Here is a 16,780-nt window from a genome sequence, read left to right on the forward strand (position 1 = left end):
ATCTCTCGGCTTCGCTCGGAAAGAACGGATGGAAATGCTATTCTATCGCTGCTTCTTCGGTGCGACCAGCGCCGGCACGGCCCGGGCCGCGTCCTCGGGATCGATCCCCGGCGGCGGGGCGGCCGTCATCGGTTCACCCCCGGCGAGCATCGCCGCTGCGCGGCGGATGGCGCGGCGAATACGCGGATAGGTGCCACATCGGCAGATATTGGTGATCGCCGCATCGATATCGGCGTCGCTTGGGCTGCGATTGCGCTCGAGGAGCGCGGCGGCCGCCATGATCATGCCCGACTGGCAATAGCCGCACTGGGGGACCTGTTCCGCCACCCAGGCCTGCTGCACCGGATGGCCACGATCGCGCGACAGCGCTTCGATGGTGGTGACGAAGCTGCCCTCGATACTGGCGATGCTGATCTGGCACGATCGCCGCGCCTGCCCGTCGACATGCACGGTGCAGGCGCCGCACAGCCCCGCGCCGCAGCCATATTTGGTGCCGGTCAGGTTCGATGCGTCGCGCAGCGCCCACAGCAGCGGCGTTTCGGGATCCATCCGGTACTGGATGGGCTGGCCGTTCACGGTGAAGCGCGTCATCGCGTGCGGCGATAGCGGATCGGCGGGGCAGTTGGGAAGCGCCGGGCTTTCGGCTTGAAGAATCAGGGGCACGCTGCTAGGGCCGCGCCTTCCTCGACGGGTTTGCGCCCGTCGTGAACCTTTTTTGCGCGCCTGCGATGCCGGTCCGGACCGGCAGGGTGCTTACGGATCGGAGACTGACGGCGTCATGCAAATCATCGTTCGCGACAATAATGTGGACCAGGCACTGCGCGCGCTCAAGAAGAAGCTGCAGCGCGAGGGCGTCTATCGCGAAATGAAGCTGCGCCGCCATTACGAGAAGCCCAGCGAAAAGCGTGCCCGCGAGCGGGCCGCGGCGATCCGCCGCGCGCGCAAGCTGGAGCGCAAGCGCGCCGAGCGCGACGGCCAGCGCTGATCTTGCGCCGGTGCCCGCACGCGGGCATCAGGACCCGAGATTGAAGCTGTAGCCGGAGCGAGCCCCGACATGTCCGAAGTGACCGCCGTCCCCCTTCGTCCGATCGCGAAGGGCTCGCTCGTCAAACTGTGGGTCGGGGTCGGCCTGATCGTGTCGGTCGCGATCGGCGTCGCCGTCGCATCGACCGCCGCGCAAGTGCGCGCCGCGATGCCCCCGGCCGAATATCTGGCCGCCAATGGCAAGCGCGCGGGCATCGTGACCACGCCGACCGGCCTGCAATATCAGGTGATCACCGAGGGGCAGGGTGCCAAGGCCACCGCGCAGGAGATCGCGCTGGTCCGCTACGACGGCCGTTTCGTCGATGGCGAAAGCTTCGATTCGACCGATCAGCCGGTGCCGTTGCCGGTCGGCGGCATGATCCCGGGCTTTTCCGAAGGCCTGCAGCTGATGAACAGGGGCTCCAAGTACCGCTTCTGGATCCCGCCCGAGCTGGCCTATGGCGAGCGCGGCGCGCCCGATCCCCGCACCGGCGAGCTGAAGATCCCGCCCAATTCGGTGCTGGTGTTCGATGTCGAACTGGTCGAGCTCGCTCCCGCCTCGGCGATGGGCCTGCCCGGCATGGGCGGCCGCTGATAATAGCGGTTTGAACCGCCGTCTGGCGGCGCGATACCCGGGTTCGATCCGTTATGCTGATGTTCCATCCGTCATCCTGACGAAAGTCAGGATCCAGAGGCGCGACAGTCCGGTCGGGCAGGCTGCGCGCTGATTGAGAAGCGGCGACTGTCGAGGGCTCTATCAGTCGAACAGTGGACCGACAGGTTACGAGAAGCCCGTCTGGCCGCCGCCTTGCACAATCGTCATCCGCTGCCGCTCTGGATGCTGACTTTCGTCAGCATGACGGAGGTTGGCGCGGGGCTTAACCGGCTCCCGCTTCCTCCGCGGCATTCTCGGATCGCTCCTCGAGCAGGACCTTGATCATCGCCACGATCGGATCCGCCAGCGCCAGCCCCATGATCCCGAACAGCGCGCCGAACAGCAGCTGCGCGCCCAGCACCAGCGCAGGCGCCAAGTCGACCGAACGCTTCGCCACCATGGGCACGATGATATAGCCATCGACGATCTGCACGATCACATAGACTGCGATCGCCCAGAGGCCCGCTTCGAACCCGGCCGAGAAGCCGACCAGCACGATCAGCACGCCCGAGACGATCGCGCCGATATTGGGCAGGAAGGCGAGCAGGCCGGTGAGAATGCCGAGCAGCCCGGCCATCGGCACCCCGCCGACCGCGAGCAGCGCCCAGGTGCCGACGCCTTCGACCGCCATGCCGAGCAGGCGGCCCGCCATCAGCCGGCGCATCGTGTAGCCCATCTTGGCGGACGTCTGGTAGAATTCCTCGCGCTTAGCCATCGGCAGCATCCAGGCGAAGCCGCGCTCGTAGAGCTTGGGCTCGATCGCGATGAAGATGCCGATCACGACGATCATCGCCAGCGACGAGATCGCGCCGAGCGCGGTGCCGACTGCCGATGTGAGTCGGCCGAGCGATCCCATCAGCTGGCTGCCGATCTGGCTGGCCGCGCCGTCCGGCACCAGCCCCATGCTGCTGACCCAGCCGAACAGCTGGTTGGCCTGCGCGGTGACGACGGTGCGCAGCGCTTCGAACTGGCCGGCGATCGAGGCGCCGGCAAAATAGACCGTCCACACCAGGAAGCCGAATACGCCCAGGCAGACGATCAGCAGCCGCCAGCCGCGCCCGATCTTGAGCACGCGGCCCAGCAGGCGGGTGCCACCGTCGAGCATCGCGGCGAACACCGCGCCACCGATGATCAGCAGCAGTGGCTGGGCAAGGAACCACAGCAGCACGACGCTGGTCGCGACCGCGATCCAGACGACGGCCTTCTGCAGTTCGCGCGCGGTCAGCGGATCGCGGAAGTCGGCGGGGCCGGGCGCCTCGGCCTTCGGGATCGAGTCGCTCACTTCGGGGCAGGCCCGCGCGCGGGATGCAGGCTGGTGCCAGCACGGCCGCCCCGCATCGCGGTGAACCAGCTCAGCGGGTTCCAGATTTCTGATGTGCCGTCGAGCGAGAAGGTGATGAATTCGGCGCGGCCACCCAGATTTTCCCAAGGCACCGGTCCGCCGAGGCCGAGATATTCGGATGCGACCCGGCTGTCGGCAGATTCGTCACGATTGTCGCCCATCAGGAAGACATGGTTGGCCGGGATCGTGATTTCGGGGAAATCGTCGACCGTGGCGATATAGGCCAGGTCGATCGTGTCGTAGCTGCGGCCGTTGGGCAGCGTTTCGCGGTAGATCGGCAGGCTGCAATAAAGCTTGCCGTCGTCACCGGTGATGCGGTGGCCTTCCTGGCGGCCGCTGTTGCACGGCAGGTTGGCATCGACCGGCAGGCGGATGTCCGGCATCCGGACGCGCGGCACCGGCTTGCCGTTCAGGATCACCTGGCCGGCGACCAGCGACAGCCGATCCCCCGGCAGCCCGATCACGCGCTTGATATAATCCGACGACTGGCCGGTGGGGGTGACGATCGCGATGTCGCCGCGCTCGGGCAGCGATCCAAACAGCCGGCCCTGCATAAACGGCAGCAGGTGGAAGCTGGGCGAGACATAGGACCAGCCATAGGGATATTTGGTCACCACCAGCCGATCGCCCTTGATCAGCACGGGCATCATCAATTCGCTAGGAATATAGAATGGCTTCGCCAGGAAGCTGTGGAAGCCGAGCACCGCCAGCACCAGCCAGAACACGCCCTTGATCTCGGCCCACCAGTCGGTGCCCTTCGCCTCCGGCTGCGCCGCGGCCGGCGTTACAGCGGGCTCGGGCGTGGCTTCGGGGGGCATGGTCGTGTCGCGATCGCTCAAGCGATCTTCTCCTGGATGGGCCGCGCTTCGAGGATGACGAACGCCTGGGCCCAGGGATGATCGTCGGTCAGGGTCAGATGGATGGTGATCGCGTGGCCCCGCGGGGTCAACGCGTCAAGCCTCGCCTTCGCTCCGCCGGCCAGCGCCAGCGTAGGCGCTCCGGATGGCGCGTTGACCACGCCGATATCCTTCATGAACACGCCGCGCTTGAAGCCGGTGCCGACGGCCTTGGAAAAGGCCTCCTTGGCGGCAAAGCGCTTGGCATAGGTGCCGGCGGCGGTGAACGGCCGCCGTGCCGCCTTCGCCCGCTCGACATCGGTGAACACGCGGTTGGTGAAGCGGTCCCCGAACCGATCCAGCGAGGCCTGGATCCGCTCGATGCTGCAGAGGTCGGATCCCAGGCCGACGATCACGGGATTATCGCGCCCCATCCATCAGCGCGCGCATCTGCCGCACGCTGTCCGCAAGCCCCGTGAACAGTGATTCGCCGATCAGGAAATGGCCGATGTTGAGTTCCATGAGCTGCGGGATCGCGGCGATCGCGGTGACGTTGGCATAGGTCAGCCCATGGCCGGCATGCGGCTCGATCCCGTTCTTCGCGGCCAGTGCTGCAGCGTCGGCGATGCGGCGCAGTTCGGCGGGAATGGCGTCCTCCTCAAGCTCGGCATAACGGCCGGTGTGGAATTCCACCACCGGGGCGCCGATCCGCAACGCCGCATCGATCTGTCGCGGATCGGGTTCGATGAACAGGCTGACCCGTATCCCGGCTTCGACCAGTGGCGAGACGAAGCCGCGCAGGCGATCAAACTGGCCGGCGACATCGAGCCCACCCTCCGTCGTCAGCTCCTCGCGCTTCTCGGGCACGATGCAGGCGGCGTGCGGGCGGTGCTTGAGCGCGATCGCCAGCATCTCTTCGGTCGCGGCCATCTCCAGGTTCAGCGGTACCGTCAGCGCTTCCGACAGGCGGGCGATATCGTCGTCGGTGATGTGGCGGCGATCCTCGCGCAGATGGGCGGTGATGCCGTCCGCGCCGGCCTGCTCGGCCAGCAGGGCCGCGCGCACCGGATCGGGGTAGCCCACGCCGCGCGCATTGCGGATGGTGGCGACATGATCGATGTTCACGCCCAGGCGCAACGGGCTGCTCATGCCGGACACGCCGCGGCGGAGAGCAGTTCATAGCTTGGGCCGGACGCCTGCCAGACCTCACCGAACGGGAATTCGGCGCGATCCGTGAAGATGATCAGTGCGCGGCGCTGCGCGGGCAGCAGGAAGTTACGGATCTCGATGCCGCCGATCGCACCGCGCCGCTCCACGATGGCGACCGGATCGGGGCATCCCTTGAGCGGAACCGCAAAGCTCCACTGGCCGAGCGCGGCGAAGCCCAGCGCAGGATCGCCGGCCCACATCGCGGCGGTCGCCACCTTGTCCAGCAGGCGATTGTCCATCAGCGCGCGATCGATCGCCCACAGATCGCGGATCGTGCCATAGGCGGCGCCAGCGGCGGCATAGGTGCCCAGGTTCACGCGCGGTTCGGCCACACCTTTGGTGTCGAACCCCGCCACCTGCACCGGCCCGCCCCCATCGACCGGAAACAGGCCGACCGACTTCAAATCGAGCGGTACGGCGATGCGATCCGCAAGCAGATCGGCGAAGGGTTTGCCGCTGATCTTTTGCAGCACGACGCCAAGCACGATGAAATCGCAATTATTGTAATGGAACTCGCCGCCCGGCGCGGCGCGGGGCGGGCCGGCGCAGAAGCCCTGTGCCTCGGCCTCCGCGGACGCGGCAGCACCGGTCGCGCGATAGAAGGGCGGCATGCCATCCTTGTCGGTCGCCGACTCGGATGGATCGGCGAGCCCGCTCTGGTGGCGCAACAGCTGGCGGATCGTGATCGTGCCGGCGTTGGCGGCCTTCCAGTCCGGCCAATAGCGCGCGACCGGCAAGTCGAGCTCGATCCGGCCGGCGGCGACTTCCTGCATTATGATCAGCGCGGTCAGCTGCTTGGTGACCGAAGCCCACCGCCAAACCGCATTCTCGGCCGGCGCGTCCGCGCCATAGCGGCGGACCAGCGCGCTGCCGTCGGCGTCGCCGACCAGCACCAGGCCGTGCAGCCCCGCCGCCCCGGCGATCGCATCGATCCGGTCCGATGGGGGCGCCCCGCCGGCGGAAACCGACAGCAGCGCGGCGAACGCGGCGACGGCTGCGCGGATCATGACAGCGCAGGCTCGCTCCGGCTTCCGGGCTTGATCGCCGGAACCGCGGCCAATTCCGGTGGCAGCGCATCGGCGGCGTAGCTGGGCACGTCGAGCCGGATCAGCGGGAAGAACGGCACGCCCAGATCGCCCGCACCATTCGATCGATCGACCAGGGCGGCAGCCGCGATCACCCGACCGCCGGCCGCCTCGATCGTGGCGATCGCTTCCCGTGAGGACAGGCCGGTCGTCACCACATCTTCCACCAACAGCACCTTCTGCCCCGGCACCAGCGCGAATCCGCGGCGGAATTCGAAGCTGCCGCCAGGCCGTTCGACGAACAGCGCATCCAGGCCAAGCGCGCGGCCCATCTCGTGACCGATGATGACGCCGCCCATCGCAGGTGAGACGACGCAGTCGAGCTGCGCTTTCAGCTTGTCGGGGATCGTCAGCGACAGCGCATTGGCAAGCCGCGCGGCACGGGCCGGGTTCATCAGCACCCGCGCGCATTGCAGGTAACGGGGGCTGCGCAGGCCGGACGAAAGGATGAAGTGGCCTTCCAGCAGCGCGCCCGCGGCCCGGAATTCGGCCAGCACCTCGTCTTCGCCCATTGCCTGCCGCTTCCCCGCTGGTGCCTGTTCCGCCATGGATAGTGTCGGCGGACGGCGGCTTCAACCTTGACCGCAAGGGCGGTTTGGCGCATCGGCGCACCAGCCTGTATGGCGTGCGATCGCGGCCGGCCTGGCCGGCGGCATGCGATCGACCGAACGACCCTGGGGGTATGATGACGCGTGTGAAGCCCTTTCTGCTGTCCCTGGCGCTGATCGCGGCGCCGGCCTTTGCGCAAGGCGCGGCGCCCGCCGCTGCCGATCCGGCTGCCGTGGCGACCAGCACTGCGGCTCCGCAAGTGACGCCGACGCCCGCGCCAACCGCTGCCGAAGTCGCGGGTACGGCCGCGCCCGCCGCCGCCGCTGCGCCTGCTCCGATCGGCCAGGCAACCGATGCCGCGCCGCCGCGCGAAATCGCTGCGCCGACGCCCGGCATCGGCCAACCGGATGGTCGCATGGGCCTGCAGGAACAGGTCACCGAAGTCGGCCAGGATGCGGCGTGGATGCACGATATCGTGCTGATGCCGATCATCACCGTGATCTCGATCTTCGTGCTGCTGCTGCTGCTGTGGACGATCATCCGCTATCGCCGCGCCGCCAACCCGGTGCCGTCGCGCACGACCCACAACACCATGATCGAAGTGATCTGGACGCTGGTGCCCGTGCTGATCCTGGTGGTGATCGCAGTGCCGTCGATCCGGCTGCTGGCCAAGCAATATGCGCCGCCGAAGGCCGATCTCACCGTAAAGGTGATCGGCAACCAGTGGTACTGGACCTATCAGTATCCGGATAACGGCGATTTCGAGGTCGTCTCCAACATGCTGAAGGAGCCGAGCGAGGTTCAGCCCGGGCAGCGCGCCCGCACCGAACGCGATGGCCCGCGCCTGATGGCGGTCGATGAGCGTATGGTGGTGCCGCAGGGCGCTGTCGTGAAGCTGATCGTCACGTCGGCCGACGTGATCCATGCCTTCGCGATGCCGGCCTTCTGGTCGAAGATGGATGCCGTTCCCGGCCGCCTCAACGAGACCTGGTTCAAGGTCGATCGTCCCGGCGTCTATTTCGGCCAATGTTCGGAGCTGTGCGGCGCACGCCACGCCTATATGCCGATCGCGGTGGAAGTGGTGCCGCCGGCGCAGTTCGCGGCGTGGGTCGCATCGAAGGGCGGCACGATGCCCGGCGCGGCCGGTGCGGCCAACCCGGATGCCACTTCGCCGGCGAGCCCGGCAACCGCCGGCGCTGCGGCCCCCGCTGCCGCCGCCGCCACTCCCGCGACCGGCCCGACCGTGAACGCCACCGTTCCGGCCCAGCCGACCACCCAGGGCGCCACCGCCAACGAAGGCACGCAGACCCGATGACCGATACGACCGCAACCGCAGCGCATTTCCAGGCGCATGACGATCACGCGCATCATGATGCGGATCACAAGCCGGGCTTCTTCGCCCGCTGGTTCATGTCCACGAACCACAAGGATATCGGTACGCTGTACCTGATCTTCGCGATCGTGGCGGGGATCATCGGTGGTGCGATCTCGGGCATGATGCGCGCCGAGCTCGCCGCACCCGGCATCCAGTATCTGCCGGGCTGGCTGACGATGCTGCACGGCCCTGGCACCTTCGACGAAGCGCTGCACCTGTGGAACGTGCTGGTCACGGCGCACGGCCTGATCATGGTGTTCTTCATGGTCATGCCGGCGATGATCGGCGGGTTCGGCAACTGGTTCGTGCCGATCATGATCGGCGCGCCCGACATGGCCTTCCCGCGCATGAACAATGTGTCGTTCTGGCTGCTGATCCCGGCCTTCTCGCTGCTGCTGGCATCGCCTTTCTTCGGCGGCGCGGGCACCGGCTGGACGGTCTATGCACCGCTTTCGACCTATGGCGAGCCGGGGCCGTCGGTCGATATGGCGATCCTGTCGCTGCACCTTGCCGGCGCATCGTCGATCCTGGGTGCGATCAACTTCATCACCACCATCTTCAACATGCGCGCGCCGGGCATGACCCTGCACAAGATGCCGCTGTTCGTGTGGTCGGTGCTGGTCACCGCCTTCCTGCTGCTGCTGGCGCTGCCGGTGCTGGCCGCGGCGATCACGATGCTGCTGACGGACCGCAACTTCGGCACCACCTTCTTCGATCCCGCCGGCGGCGGCGATCCGGTGCTGTACCAGCATCTGTTCTGGTTCTTCGGTCACCCCGAAGTGTACATCATGATCCTGCCGGGCTTCGGCATCGTCAGCCAGGTGATCGCCACCTTCAGCCGCAAGCCGGTGTTCGGCTATCTCGGCATGGCCTATGCCATGGTCGCGATCGGTGTGGTCGGCTTCATCGTGTGGGCGCACCACATGTTCACCACCGGCATGGATGTGAACACCAAGATGTACTTCACCGCGGCGACGATGGTGATCGCGGTGCCGACAGGCATCAAGATCTTCTCGTGGATCGCCACGATGTGGGGCGGCTCGATGTCGTTCAAGACCCCGATGGTCTGGGCGATCGGCTTCATCTTCATGTTCACCGTCGGTGGCGTGACCGGCGTGGTGCTCGCCAATGGCGGCATCGATAATTACATGCACGACACCTATTATGTGGTGGCGCACTTCCACTATGTGCTGTCGCTAGGCGCCGTGTTCGGCCTGTTCTGCGGCTTCTATTACTGGTTCCCGAAGATGTCGGGCCGGATGTACAGCGAGCTGCTCGGCCAGCTGCACTTCTGGGTGTTCTTCATCGGCGTGAACGTGCTGTTCTTCCCGATGCACTTCCTCGGGCTGGACGGCATGCCGAGGCGCTACCCGGATTATCCGGATCAGTTCGCGGGCTACAACCAGCTCGCCACGACCGGCTACATGATCATGGCGGTTGGCATGGCGTTCTTCTTCGTCAACGTCATCTGGTCGCTGATGGCGGGCAAGAAGGCGTCGGACAATCCGTGGGGCGAGGGCGCGACGACGCTGGAATGGACGCTGTCCAGCCCGCCGCCGTACCACCAGTTCGAGACGCTGCCGCGGATAGACTGACGACCGCGACCGGCGCGACGACACCCCAAGAGATGCTCACCCCGGACCAAATCCGGGGTGAGCCCTTTTTCGGACGGATCAGAATGGCCACCACTTTCGATCAAGCGATGCGGATGCCGGCGGATTGGCGCGATTTCCTCGCGCTGACCAAGCCGCGGGTGATGACGCTGGTCGTCTTCACGGGGCTGGCCGGGCTGCTGGCAGCCCCGGTTTCGATCCACCCGGTGCTGGGTTTCACCGCGATCCTGTGCATCGCGCTGGCCGCGGGCGCCGCCGCCGCGCTCAACATGTGGTGGGAAGCCGATATCGATGCGCTGATGAAGCGTACCGCGCGCCGGCCGTTGCCGGCCGGACGGATGGCGCGACAGGATGCGCTGCACTTCGGCGTCGGGCTCGGTGCCTTCTCGGTGCTGCTGATGGGCGTGGCGCTCAACTGGCTGGCGGCGGCGGTGCTGCTCGGCTCTATCCTGTTCTATGTGCTGATCTACACCGTGTGGCTCAAGCGCCGGACGCCGCAGAACATCGTGATAGGGGGTGCGGCCGGCGCCTTCCCGCCGCTGATCGGCTGGGTCGCGGCGACCGGCACGATCGATACGCTGCCGTTGCTGCTGTTCGCGCTGATCTTCCTGTGGACGCCGCCGCATTTCTGGGCGCTCGCGCTGTTCGTGCGGCCCGATTATGCGGCCGCTGGCGTGCCGATGCTGCCGGTGGTGGCGGGCGAGCGCACGACGCGTATCCAGATCCTGATCTATGCGGTGGCGACTGCCGCGGCGGCTGTCGCTCCCTGGGCGCTGGGAATGACGGGCGCGCTCTATGGCGTGATCGCCACCGCGGGCAGCGCGCTGTTCGTCTGGCTGTCCGCACGGGTGGCGGTCAGCCGCGTTGTCGAGCCGGCGCAGATGGCGGCCGAAAAGGCGCTGTTCAAATATTCGATCGCCTATCTGTTCGTGCTGTTCGGCGCGGTCGCCGCGGATCGGATGCTGCTGGCATGACGCCCGATCCGACCCCGGAGGATATTCGCCGCCGCCAGCGGTCACGCGCCACGGTGATGGCGCTGGTGCTGGGCGCGCTGGTGGTGCTGTTCTACGCCATCTCGATCGCGAAGATGAGCTGATGGCCACGCTGCCGCAACCGCGCCGCAACGCCCGCACCGGGCTGATCTTCGCCGGATTGGCCGCGTCGATGATCGGCGTCGGCTTTGCCAGCGTGCCGCTCTACCGGATGTTCTGCCAGGTCACCGGCTTCGGCGGCACCACGATGCGCGCCGCCGACGGCACCGATGCGCCGGGCGCGGTCGGCAGGATGATGTCGGTGCGGTTCGATGCCAATGTCAGCCCCAACCTGGCATGGTCGTTCAAGCCGGAGAAGCCGACCGAGCGCGTTGCCGTGGGCGCGCGCGACATGGCGTTCTTTACCGCCACCAACGATGGCCCGACCGCCGTGAAGGGCACCGCCACCTTCAACGTCACGCCGTCGCAGGCGGGGCAATATTTCACCAAGATCCAGTGCTTCTGCTTCACGGAGCAGACGCTGAAGCCCGGTGAGACGGTGCGCATGCCGGTGATCTTCTTCATCGATCCGGCGATCCTGAAGGATCCCGATGCCGGCGATATCAGCGAAATCACGCTCAGCTACACATTCTTCCCGGTGGAAACCGACAAGACGGTGAGCTAGGGACGACCGACAAGGGACTAGAGGGCAGCACGATGGCCGGTGCCAAGAACCACGATTATCATATTCTTCCCCCCAGCATCTGGCCGCTCGTCGGCTCGATGGCGGCGCTGGTGCTGGCGTCGGGCGGCATCATGTGGATGCATTCGCACCCCTATGGGCCGTGGGTGTTCGCGCTTGGCATCGCCGGCATTCTGTTCACCTTCTACAGCTGGTGGTCCGATGTGATCCGCGAGGCGCATGCCGGCGATCATACCCCGGTGGTGTCGCTGCACCTGCGCTACGGCATGATCCTGTTCATCGCCTCGGAAGTGATGTTCTTCGTCGGCTGGTTCTGGGCCTTTTTCGATTTCTCGCTGTTTCCGTCCACGGTCGATGCGGTCGGCGGCACCTGGCCGCCCAAGGGGATCGAGGTCATCGATCCGTTCGGCTTCCCGCTGCTGAACACGCTGATCCTGCTGTGCTCGGGCACAACCGTTACCTGGGCGCATCACGCGCTGCTGCACGGCGATCGCAAGGGGCTGATCAACGGCCTCTGGCTCACGATCATCCTGGGCACCGTCTTCACCTTCATCCAGGGCTATGAATATGCCCACGCCCCGTTCGCCTTCAAAGGGCTGAACTATGGCGCGGCCTTCTTCATGGCGACCGGTTTTCATGGCTTCCACGTGCTGGTCGGCACGATCTTCCTGATCGTCTGCCTCGTCCGTGCCTACAAGGGCCACTTCACCCCGCGCCAGCATTTCGGCTTCGAGGCGGCGGCCTGGTACTGGCACTTCGTCGACGTCGTGTGGCTGTTCCTGTTCGTCACCATCTATGTCTGGGGCGGCTGGGGCGCGCCGGTCCACGGCGGCTGATCGGGCCACACGGCAACCGGATTCGCGGCCGCGTCTCCCCGGTGGAGGCGCGGCCGCATCCGTTCTGGAGACATGGGATGGCCGAGCCTGCGCCCGCCGAAGTCGCCCTGAAGGGGCTGTGCCCACGTTGCGGCGCGACCGGGCTGTTCGCCGGCTTCGCGCGATTCGCGCCGGCCTGCCGCGTCTGCGGGCTGGATTTCGCGGCTTTCAACGTCGGTGACGGGCCGGCGGCGTTCCTGACGCTCGGGCTGGGCGCACTGATCTCGATCCTGGCGATTTCGGTCGAACTGGCCTTCTCACCGCCCGCATGGGTGCACCTGATCCTGTGGTTGCCGCTGTCGATCCTGCTCGTGATCGGATCGCTCCGGTTGGCCAAGGGCGCGCTGATTGCGCTGGAATATCGCAATGCCGCGCGCGAGGGGCGGATCGCGGAGCGCCGTCCGTGAAGCGGTTGCCGCTGATCCCGACCATCATCGTCGGCTTGGCCGTCGCCGCGATGATCGCGCTCGGCATCTGGCAGCTCGGCCGGGCGCGCGAGAAGGCAGCGCTGCTGAAATCCTACGCAGCGGCGAGCGCTCAGCCGTCGACCGGCTTCCCGATGATTCCGACCGACCAGACGCTGCTGTTCCGCCGCGCGTCCGCCTTCTGCCTGCAGCCGGTGTCCGAACGGGTGGAAAGCGGTCGCAGCGCCGACGGCCGATCGGGCTGGCGTCACATCGCCGCGTGCCGGCGCGGCGGGGGCGAGGGGCCCGGCATGTCGGTTGATATTGGCTGGTCGGCCGACTTCACGACCCGCAGCGGTTGGCGGGGTGGGCCGATATCCGGCGTGATCGCGCCCGCGCCCGATCATAGCAGCCTGGTGGCGCGCGCGACGGGGCGTGCGCCACCACGCGAGATCATGCTGGTCTCGGCAACGCCCGCGCCCGGCTTGGTTGCCAGTGCACCGCCTTCTCCGGCCGATGTGCCGAACAACCATCTGGCCTATGCCGTACAGTGGTTCCTGTTCGCTGGGGTCGCCGCGCTGATCTACGGGCTGGCGCTGCGCTGGCGTCGCCGCTAAGCCGCGCCCCCATGCGTTATCAGAGCACCCGCGGCAGCGCGCCCGTCCTCGATTTCGAGCAGGTCACGCTCGCCGGTCTCGCCGCGGACGGCGGGCTTTACGTGCCGGAATCCTGGCCTGCCTTCACCCGCGATCAGATCGCGGCGCTGGCCGGGCTGTCCTATGTCGATACTGCGGTGGCAGTCATGGCGCCGTTCGTGGGCGATGCGATCTCGCGTGAAGACCTGCGCACACTGTGTGCCGATGCCTACGGTCGGTTCGATCACGCCGCGGTGACGCCGTTGGTGCAGCTTGATGCGCGGCACTGGCTGCTCGAACTGTTCCACGGGCCGACGCTGGCGTTCAAGGATGTCGCGTTGCAGCTGCTGGGACTGTTGTTCGAACGCTTCCTGTCGCGCCGCGAGACGCATCTGACGGTGATCGGCGCGACATCGGGGGATACCGGATCGGCGGCGATCGATGCGCTGGCGGGGCGCGCGAAGGTCGACGTTTTCATGCTGCATCCGCAGGGACGCGTGTCCGACGTGCAGCGTCGGCAGATGACCACGGTGCTGGCGCCCAACGTCTACAACATCGCGATCGATGGCAGCTTCGACGATGCCCAGGCGCTGGTGAAGGCGATGTTCGGCGATCGCGACTTTGCCGGGCGGTTTGATCTGTCCGCGGTCAATTCGATCAACTGGGCCAGGCTGATGGCGCAGATCGTCTATTATTTCTACGCCGCGGTCCGGCTGGGAGGGCCCGACCGGCCGGTGGCCTTCTCGGTGCCGACCGGCAATTTCGGCGACGTGTTCGCGGGCTATGTGGCCGCCAGGATGGGACTGCCGATCGTGCGGCTGATCGTGGCCACCAACGTCAACGACATCTTGCACCGAGCGCTTTCGTCCGGGGATTATTCGGTGGGCGGCGTCACGGCGACCTCGGCCCCGTCGATGGATATCCAGGTCAGTTCCAATTTCGAACGGCTGCTGTTCGATCTGCATGGCCGCGACGGCGAAGCGCTTGCTGCGACGATGACGGGGTTCGAGGCATCGAAGGCGCTCGCCATTCCTGCCGCGATGCGCACCGAAGCAGCCGGGCTGTTCGCCAGCCACCGCGTCGATGCCGACGGCATGGCGCTGGCAATGCGCTGGGCCGCGCAGGAGACTTGCCAGATCATCGATCCGCATACCGGCATCGGCCTCGCCGCCGCGCGCGCCGCGGACCTGCCGGCGGACGTGCCGGTGGTGACGCTGGCGACCGCGCACCCAGCCAAGTTCCGCGACGCGGTCGAGCGCGCGACCGGGCAGCGGCCGAATCTGCCGCGCCGGATCGCTGGCCTGTTCGAGCGCGAGGAGCGGTTCGCGACGCTGCCGGCGGACATCGCCGCGATCGAAGCGTGGATCGCCGAGCGCGCCACGCCGCGGCCATGACCGCGCGGCTGCACCGGCTGGGCAACGGCCTGACCGTCGCGGTCGAACCAGTACCGGGTGTCGAGACGCTGGCGGTGGGCCTTTACGCCGATGTCGGTGCGCGCCACGAGCCTGCCGGGCTCGCCGGCCTGGCGCACATGGTCGAGCATATGGTGTTCAAGGGCGCCGGCAACCGCGATGCGCGCGCCATCGCCGAGGATATAGAGGATGCCGGCGGCAGCATCAACGCGTGGACGGCCCGCGACCATACGGTGTTCAACGCGCGCATGCTGGCGGATGATCTTGCGCTGGGGGTCGAGCTGATCGCCGATCTGGTGCGAACGCCGCATCTGGATGCCGCCGAGCTCGACCGCGAGCGGCAGGTCGTACTCTCCGAACTCGGCGAATCGCGCGATGCGCCTGACGATATCGTGTTCGATCACTTGCAGGCGCAGGCTTATGCCGGCCAACCGCTCGGTACCCCGGTGCTGGGCGACGAGGCGAGCATCGCTGCATTCACCGATGCCGACCTGCGTGATTGGATCGCGACCCGCTACCGGCCGGGTGGGCTGGTACTGGCGGCGGCCGGGAAGGTGGATGAGGATGCGCTGCTGAAGCTGGCCGAGGCGCGGTTCGGCGATCTTGCGCCAGGCCATGCACCGGCCGCGTCGGCAGCGGCGTTCACCGGCGGCGCGCATCATGATCGTCGCCGGTTCGATCAGATGCAGCTGGCGATCGCGCATCCCGGTGTCGGCTATCGCGATCCGGCGGTGCATGCCCTGTCGCTGTTCGCGCAGGTGGCCGGCGGGGGCATGTCATCCCGCCTGTTCCAGCAGGTACGCGAGGAACGTGGTCTCGCCTATTCGATCTATGCCTGGTCGCAAAGCTATGCCGAGACCGGCATGCTGGGCGTGCACTGCGCGGCGGCGCGCGATGCCGCGGGCGAAGCGTTCGCGTTGATGCAGCGCGTGCTGGCGGAGACCGCCGAAGGGCTTACCCAGGCCGAGCTCGACCGCGCCAAGGCACAATCGCGCGCCGGCTTGCTGATGGGTCTGGAGGGGCCGAGCGCCCGCTGCGACCATCTTGCACGCCAGATCCAGGTCCATGGCCGGATCGTGCCACCGGCCGAAACCGTCGCTGCGATCGATGCGGTGACTGTGGATACCGCTCGTGCCGCCGGGAGCGCGGCGCTGGCCGGCAACGCGGCGATCGCGACCGTTGGGGGCACGTTGAGGAAGGCGGCATGAGCCGCGACCTGCTGACCCTGATCGCCGAGCCGTGGGAGGATTACGGCCTGGTCGATTCGGGCTATGGCCGCAAACTCGAACGCTATGGCCGCTTCCGCTTCATCCGGCCTGAGCCGCAGGCGATGTGGGCGCCGGCCGCCGATGACTGGCAGGCGGATGGCGATTTCATCGGTGCATCCGATGAGGACGGCGGCGGCAAGTGGCATCTGTCGCGCGATGTGCCGCATGGCGGCTGGCACCTGCGCTGGAACGAGCTGCGGTTCACCGCGCAGAACACGCCGTTCCGTCACCTCGCCTTCTTCCCGGATATGGCCCCGCAATGGGTGTGGATGCGCGATCGGGTGGCCGAGGGCGATGAGGTGATGAACCTGTTCGGCTATACCGGCGTCGGCACCCTGGCGTTGGCCGCGCGCGGGGCGAAAGTCACCCATGTCGATGCGTCCAAAAAATCGGTCGAGGCGGGCAAGGCCAACGCCTTCCTGTCCGACATGGCCGATCGCCCGATCCGCTGGATGGTGGACGACGCCGCCAAGTTCACCGCGCGCGAAGTGCGGCGCGGGCGGCGCTATCACGGCATCATGCTCGATCCGCCGAAGTTCGGTCGCGGCCCGACCGGCGAGATCTGGCGGCTGGAGGAGGGGCTGCCGGGGCTGATCGCGGATTGTGTCGCGTTGTTGGGGCCGGAGTCGAAGTTTCTGGTGCTCACCGTCTACGCGGTGCGGATGTCGGCGCTCGCGATCGGCGAATTGCTCACACAGGCGACCGCGCATCTGGGCGGCCGCGTCGAGATCGGCGAGATGGCCGTACGCGAAGAGGCGCGCGGGCTGCTGCTGCCCACCGCGATCTTCGCGCGGTGGGTCAGGTAAGGTCCTTCCCCTTCCGAGG

The 16,780-nt window shown here is 67.1% G+C and carries 20 protein-coding genes; 13 read left to right on the top strand and 7 right to left on the bottom strand.

Annotation, left to right across the window (positions count from 1 at the left end; all coding sequences use genetic code 11):
* Window positions 1-42: 42 nt before the first annotated feature.
* The gene (locus tag ABC347_RS14635) at window positions 43-591 is read right to left on the bottom strand and encodes a (2Fe-2S)-binding protein (RefSeq protein ID WP_413246442.1); all 549 of its coding nucleotides are present in this window, start codon (window positions 589-591) and stop codon (window positions 43-45) included.
* Between the two features lie 187 nt (window positions 592-778).
* On the opposite strand from ABC347_RS14635, the gene rpsU reads away from it, so the two are divergent.
* Window positions 779-985 carry a 30S ribosomal protein S21 gene (gene rpsU, locus ABC347_RS14640; RefSeq protein WP_093315719.1) on the top strand — a complete coding sequence of 69 codons (207 nt, stop codon included), beginning with the start codon at window positions 779-781 and terminating at the stop codon, window positions 983-985.
* A 69-nt stretch (window positions 986-1,054) separates the two neighbouring features.
* Window positions 1,055-1,618, top strand: coding sequence for an FKBP-type peptidyl-prolyl cis-trans isomerase (locus tag ABC347_RS14645; protein ID WP_413246443.1), 564 nt, complete (start codon window positions 1,055-1,057; stop codon window positions 1,616-1,618).
* Between the two features lie 283 nt (window positions 1,619-1,901).
* On the opposite strand, the gene ABC347_RS14650 is transcribed toward ABC347_RS14645, so the two are convergent.
* The 6 genes from ABC347_RS14650 to pyrE are packed head-to-tail and all read right to left on the bottom strand — an operon-like array spanning window position 1,902 to window position 6,662.
* On the bottom strand, window positions 1,902-2,960 hold the full coding sequence (locus ABC347_RS14650) for an AI-2E family transporter (RefSeq protein ID WP_413246444.1): 1,059 nt from the start codon (window positions 2,958-2,960) through the stop codon (window positions 1,902-1,904).
* Window positions 2,957-3,838, bottom strand: coding sequence for a signal peptidase I (lepB, locus tag ABC347_RS14655; RefSeq protein WP_413247078.1), 882 nt, complete (start codon window positions 3,836-3,838; stop codon window positions 2,957-2,959). Before lepB ends, ABC347_RS14650 begins: the two co-directional genes overlap by 4 nt.
* A 17-nt stretch (window positions 3,839-3,855) precedes the next feature.
* A complete protein-coding gene (acpS, locus tag ABC347_RS14660) occupies window positions 3,856-4,272 on the bottom strand; it encodes a holo-ACP synthase (protein WP_413246445.1) in 417 nt (138 codons plus the stop codon).
* Between the two features lie 4 nt (window positions 4,273-4,276).
* A complete protein-coding gene (locus ABC347_RS14665; RefSeq protein WP_413246446.1) occupies window positions 4,277-5,005 on the bottom strand; it encodes a pyridoxine 5'-phosphate synthase in 729 nt (242 codons plus the stop codon).
* Window positions 5,002-6,072, bottom strand: coding sequence for a serine hydrolase domain-containing protein (locus ABC347_RS14670; RefSeq protein ID WP_413246447.1), 1,071 nt, complete (start codon window positions 6,070-6,072; stop codon window positions 5,002-5,004). Before ABC347_RS14670 ends, ABC347_RS14665 begins: the two co-directional genes overlap by 4 nt.
* Complete coding sequence (gene pyrE / locus ABC347_RS14675) at window positions 6,069-6,662, bottom strand: orotate phosphoribosyltransferase (RefSeq protein ID WP_413246448.1); 594 nt, start codon at window positions 6,660-6,662, stop codon at window positions 6,069-6,071. The genes ABC347_RS14670 and pyrE overlap by 4 nt, the downstream gene beginning before the upstream one ends.
* 173 nt (window positions 6,663-6,835) lie before the next feature.
* Here pyrE and coxB point away from each other — a divergent pair, with 173 nt between their 5' ends.
* The 11 genes from coxB to ABC347_RS14730 all read left to right on the top strand — a co-directional run bounded on the left by coxB (window position 6,836) and on the right by ABC347_RS14730 (window position 16,761).
* On the top strand, window positions 6,836-8,014 hold the full coding sequence (coxB, locus tag ABC347_RS14680; RefSeq protein WP_413246449.1) for a cytochrome c oxidase subunit II: 1,179 nt from the start codon (window positions 6,836-6,838) through the stop codon (window positions 8,012-8,014).
* Entirely contained in the window at window positions 8,011-9,669 is a 1,659-nt protein-coding gene (gene ctaD, locus ABC347_RS14685; RefSeq protein ID WP_413246450.1) for a cytochrome c oxidase subunit I, read from the top strand. Before coxB ends, ctaD begins: the two co-directional genes overlap by 4 nt.
* Before the next feature lie 83 nt (window positions 9,670-9,752).
* Window positions 9,753-10,661 (top strand): heme o synthase, encoded by a 909-nt coding sequence (locus ABC347_RS14690; RefSeq protein ID WP_413246451.1) that lies wholly within the window; start codon window positions 9,753-9,755, stop codon window positions 10,659-10,661.
* Window positions 10,658-10,783, top strand: a complete 126-nt coding sequence (locus tag ABC347_RS14695; protein WP_413246452.1) for a hypothetical protein — start codon at window positions 10,658-10,660, stop codon at window positions 10,781-10,783. The genes ABC347_RS14690 and ABC347_RS14695 overlap by 4 nt, the downstream gene beginning before the upstream one ends.
* The gene (locus ABC347_RS14700; RefSeq protein WP_413246453.1) at window positions 10,783-11,343 is read left to right on the top strand and encodes a cytochrome c oxidase assembly protein; all 561 of its coding nucleotides are present in this window, start codon (window positions 10,783-10,785) and stop codon (window positions 11,341-11,343) included. Before ABC347_RS14695 ends, ABC347_RS14700 begins: the two co-directional genes overlap by 1 nt.
* A 32-nt stretch (window positions 11,344-11,375) precedes the next feature.
* Window positions 11,376-12,197, top strand: a complete 822-nt coding sequence (locus tag ABC347_RS14705) for a cytochrome c oxidase subunit 3 (protein ID WP_413246454.1) — start codon at window positions 11,376-11,378, stop codon at window positions 12,195-12,197.
* A gap of 77 nt (window positions 12,198-12,274) precedes the next feature.
* Window positions 12,275-12,643 (top strand): DUF983 domain-containing protein, encoded by a 369-nt coding sequence (locus ABC347_RS14710; protein WP_413246455.1) that lies wholly within the window; start codon window positions 12,275-12,277, stop codon window positions 12,641-12,643.
* Window positions 12,640-13,257, top strand: a complete 618-nt coding sequence (locus ABC347_RS14715; RefSeq protein WP_413246456.1) for an SURF1 family protein — start codon at window positions 12,640-12,642, stop codon at window positions 13,255-13,257. The genes ABC347_RS14710 and ABC347_RS14715 overlap by 4 nt, the downstream gene beginning before the upstream one ends.
* Before the next feature lie 11 nt (window positions 13,258-13,268).
* Entirely contained in the window at window positions 13,269-14,669 is a 1,401-nt protein-coding gene (gene thrC, locus ABC347_RS14720; RefSeq protein ID WP_413246457.1) for a threonine synthase, read from the top strand.
* Window positions 14,666-15,895, top strand: a complete 1,230-nt coding sequence (locus tag ABC347_RS14725; RefSeq protein ID WP_413246458.1) for a M16 family metallopeptidase — start codon at window positions 14,666-14,668, stop codon at window positions 15,893-15,895. The genes thrC and ABC347_RS14725 overlap by 4 nt, the downstream gene beginning before the upstream one ends.
* The gene (locus tag ABC347_RS14730; RefSeq protein ID WP_413246459.1) at window positions 15,892-16,761 is read left to right on the top strand and encodes a class I SAM-dependent methyltransferase; all 870 of its coding nucleotides are present in this window, start codon (window positions 15,892-15,894) and stop codon (window positions 16,759-16,761) included. Before ABC347_RS14725 ends, ABC347_RS14730 begins: the two co-directional genes overlap by 4 nt.
* Window positions 16,762-16,780 lie beyond the last annotated feature (19 nt).

Source organism: Sphingomonas canaveralia (assembly GCF_047238125.1).
Taxonomy (GTDB): domain Bacteria; phylum Pseudomonadota; class Alphaproteobacteria; order Sphingomonadales; family Sphingomonadaceae; genus JBDFMH01.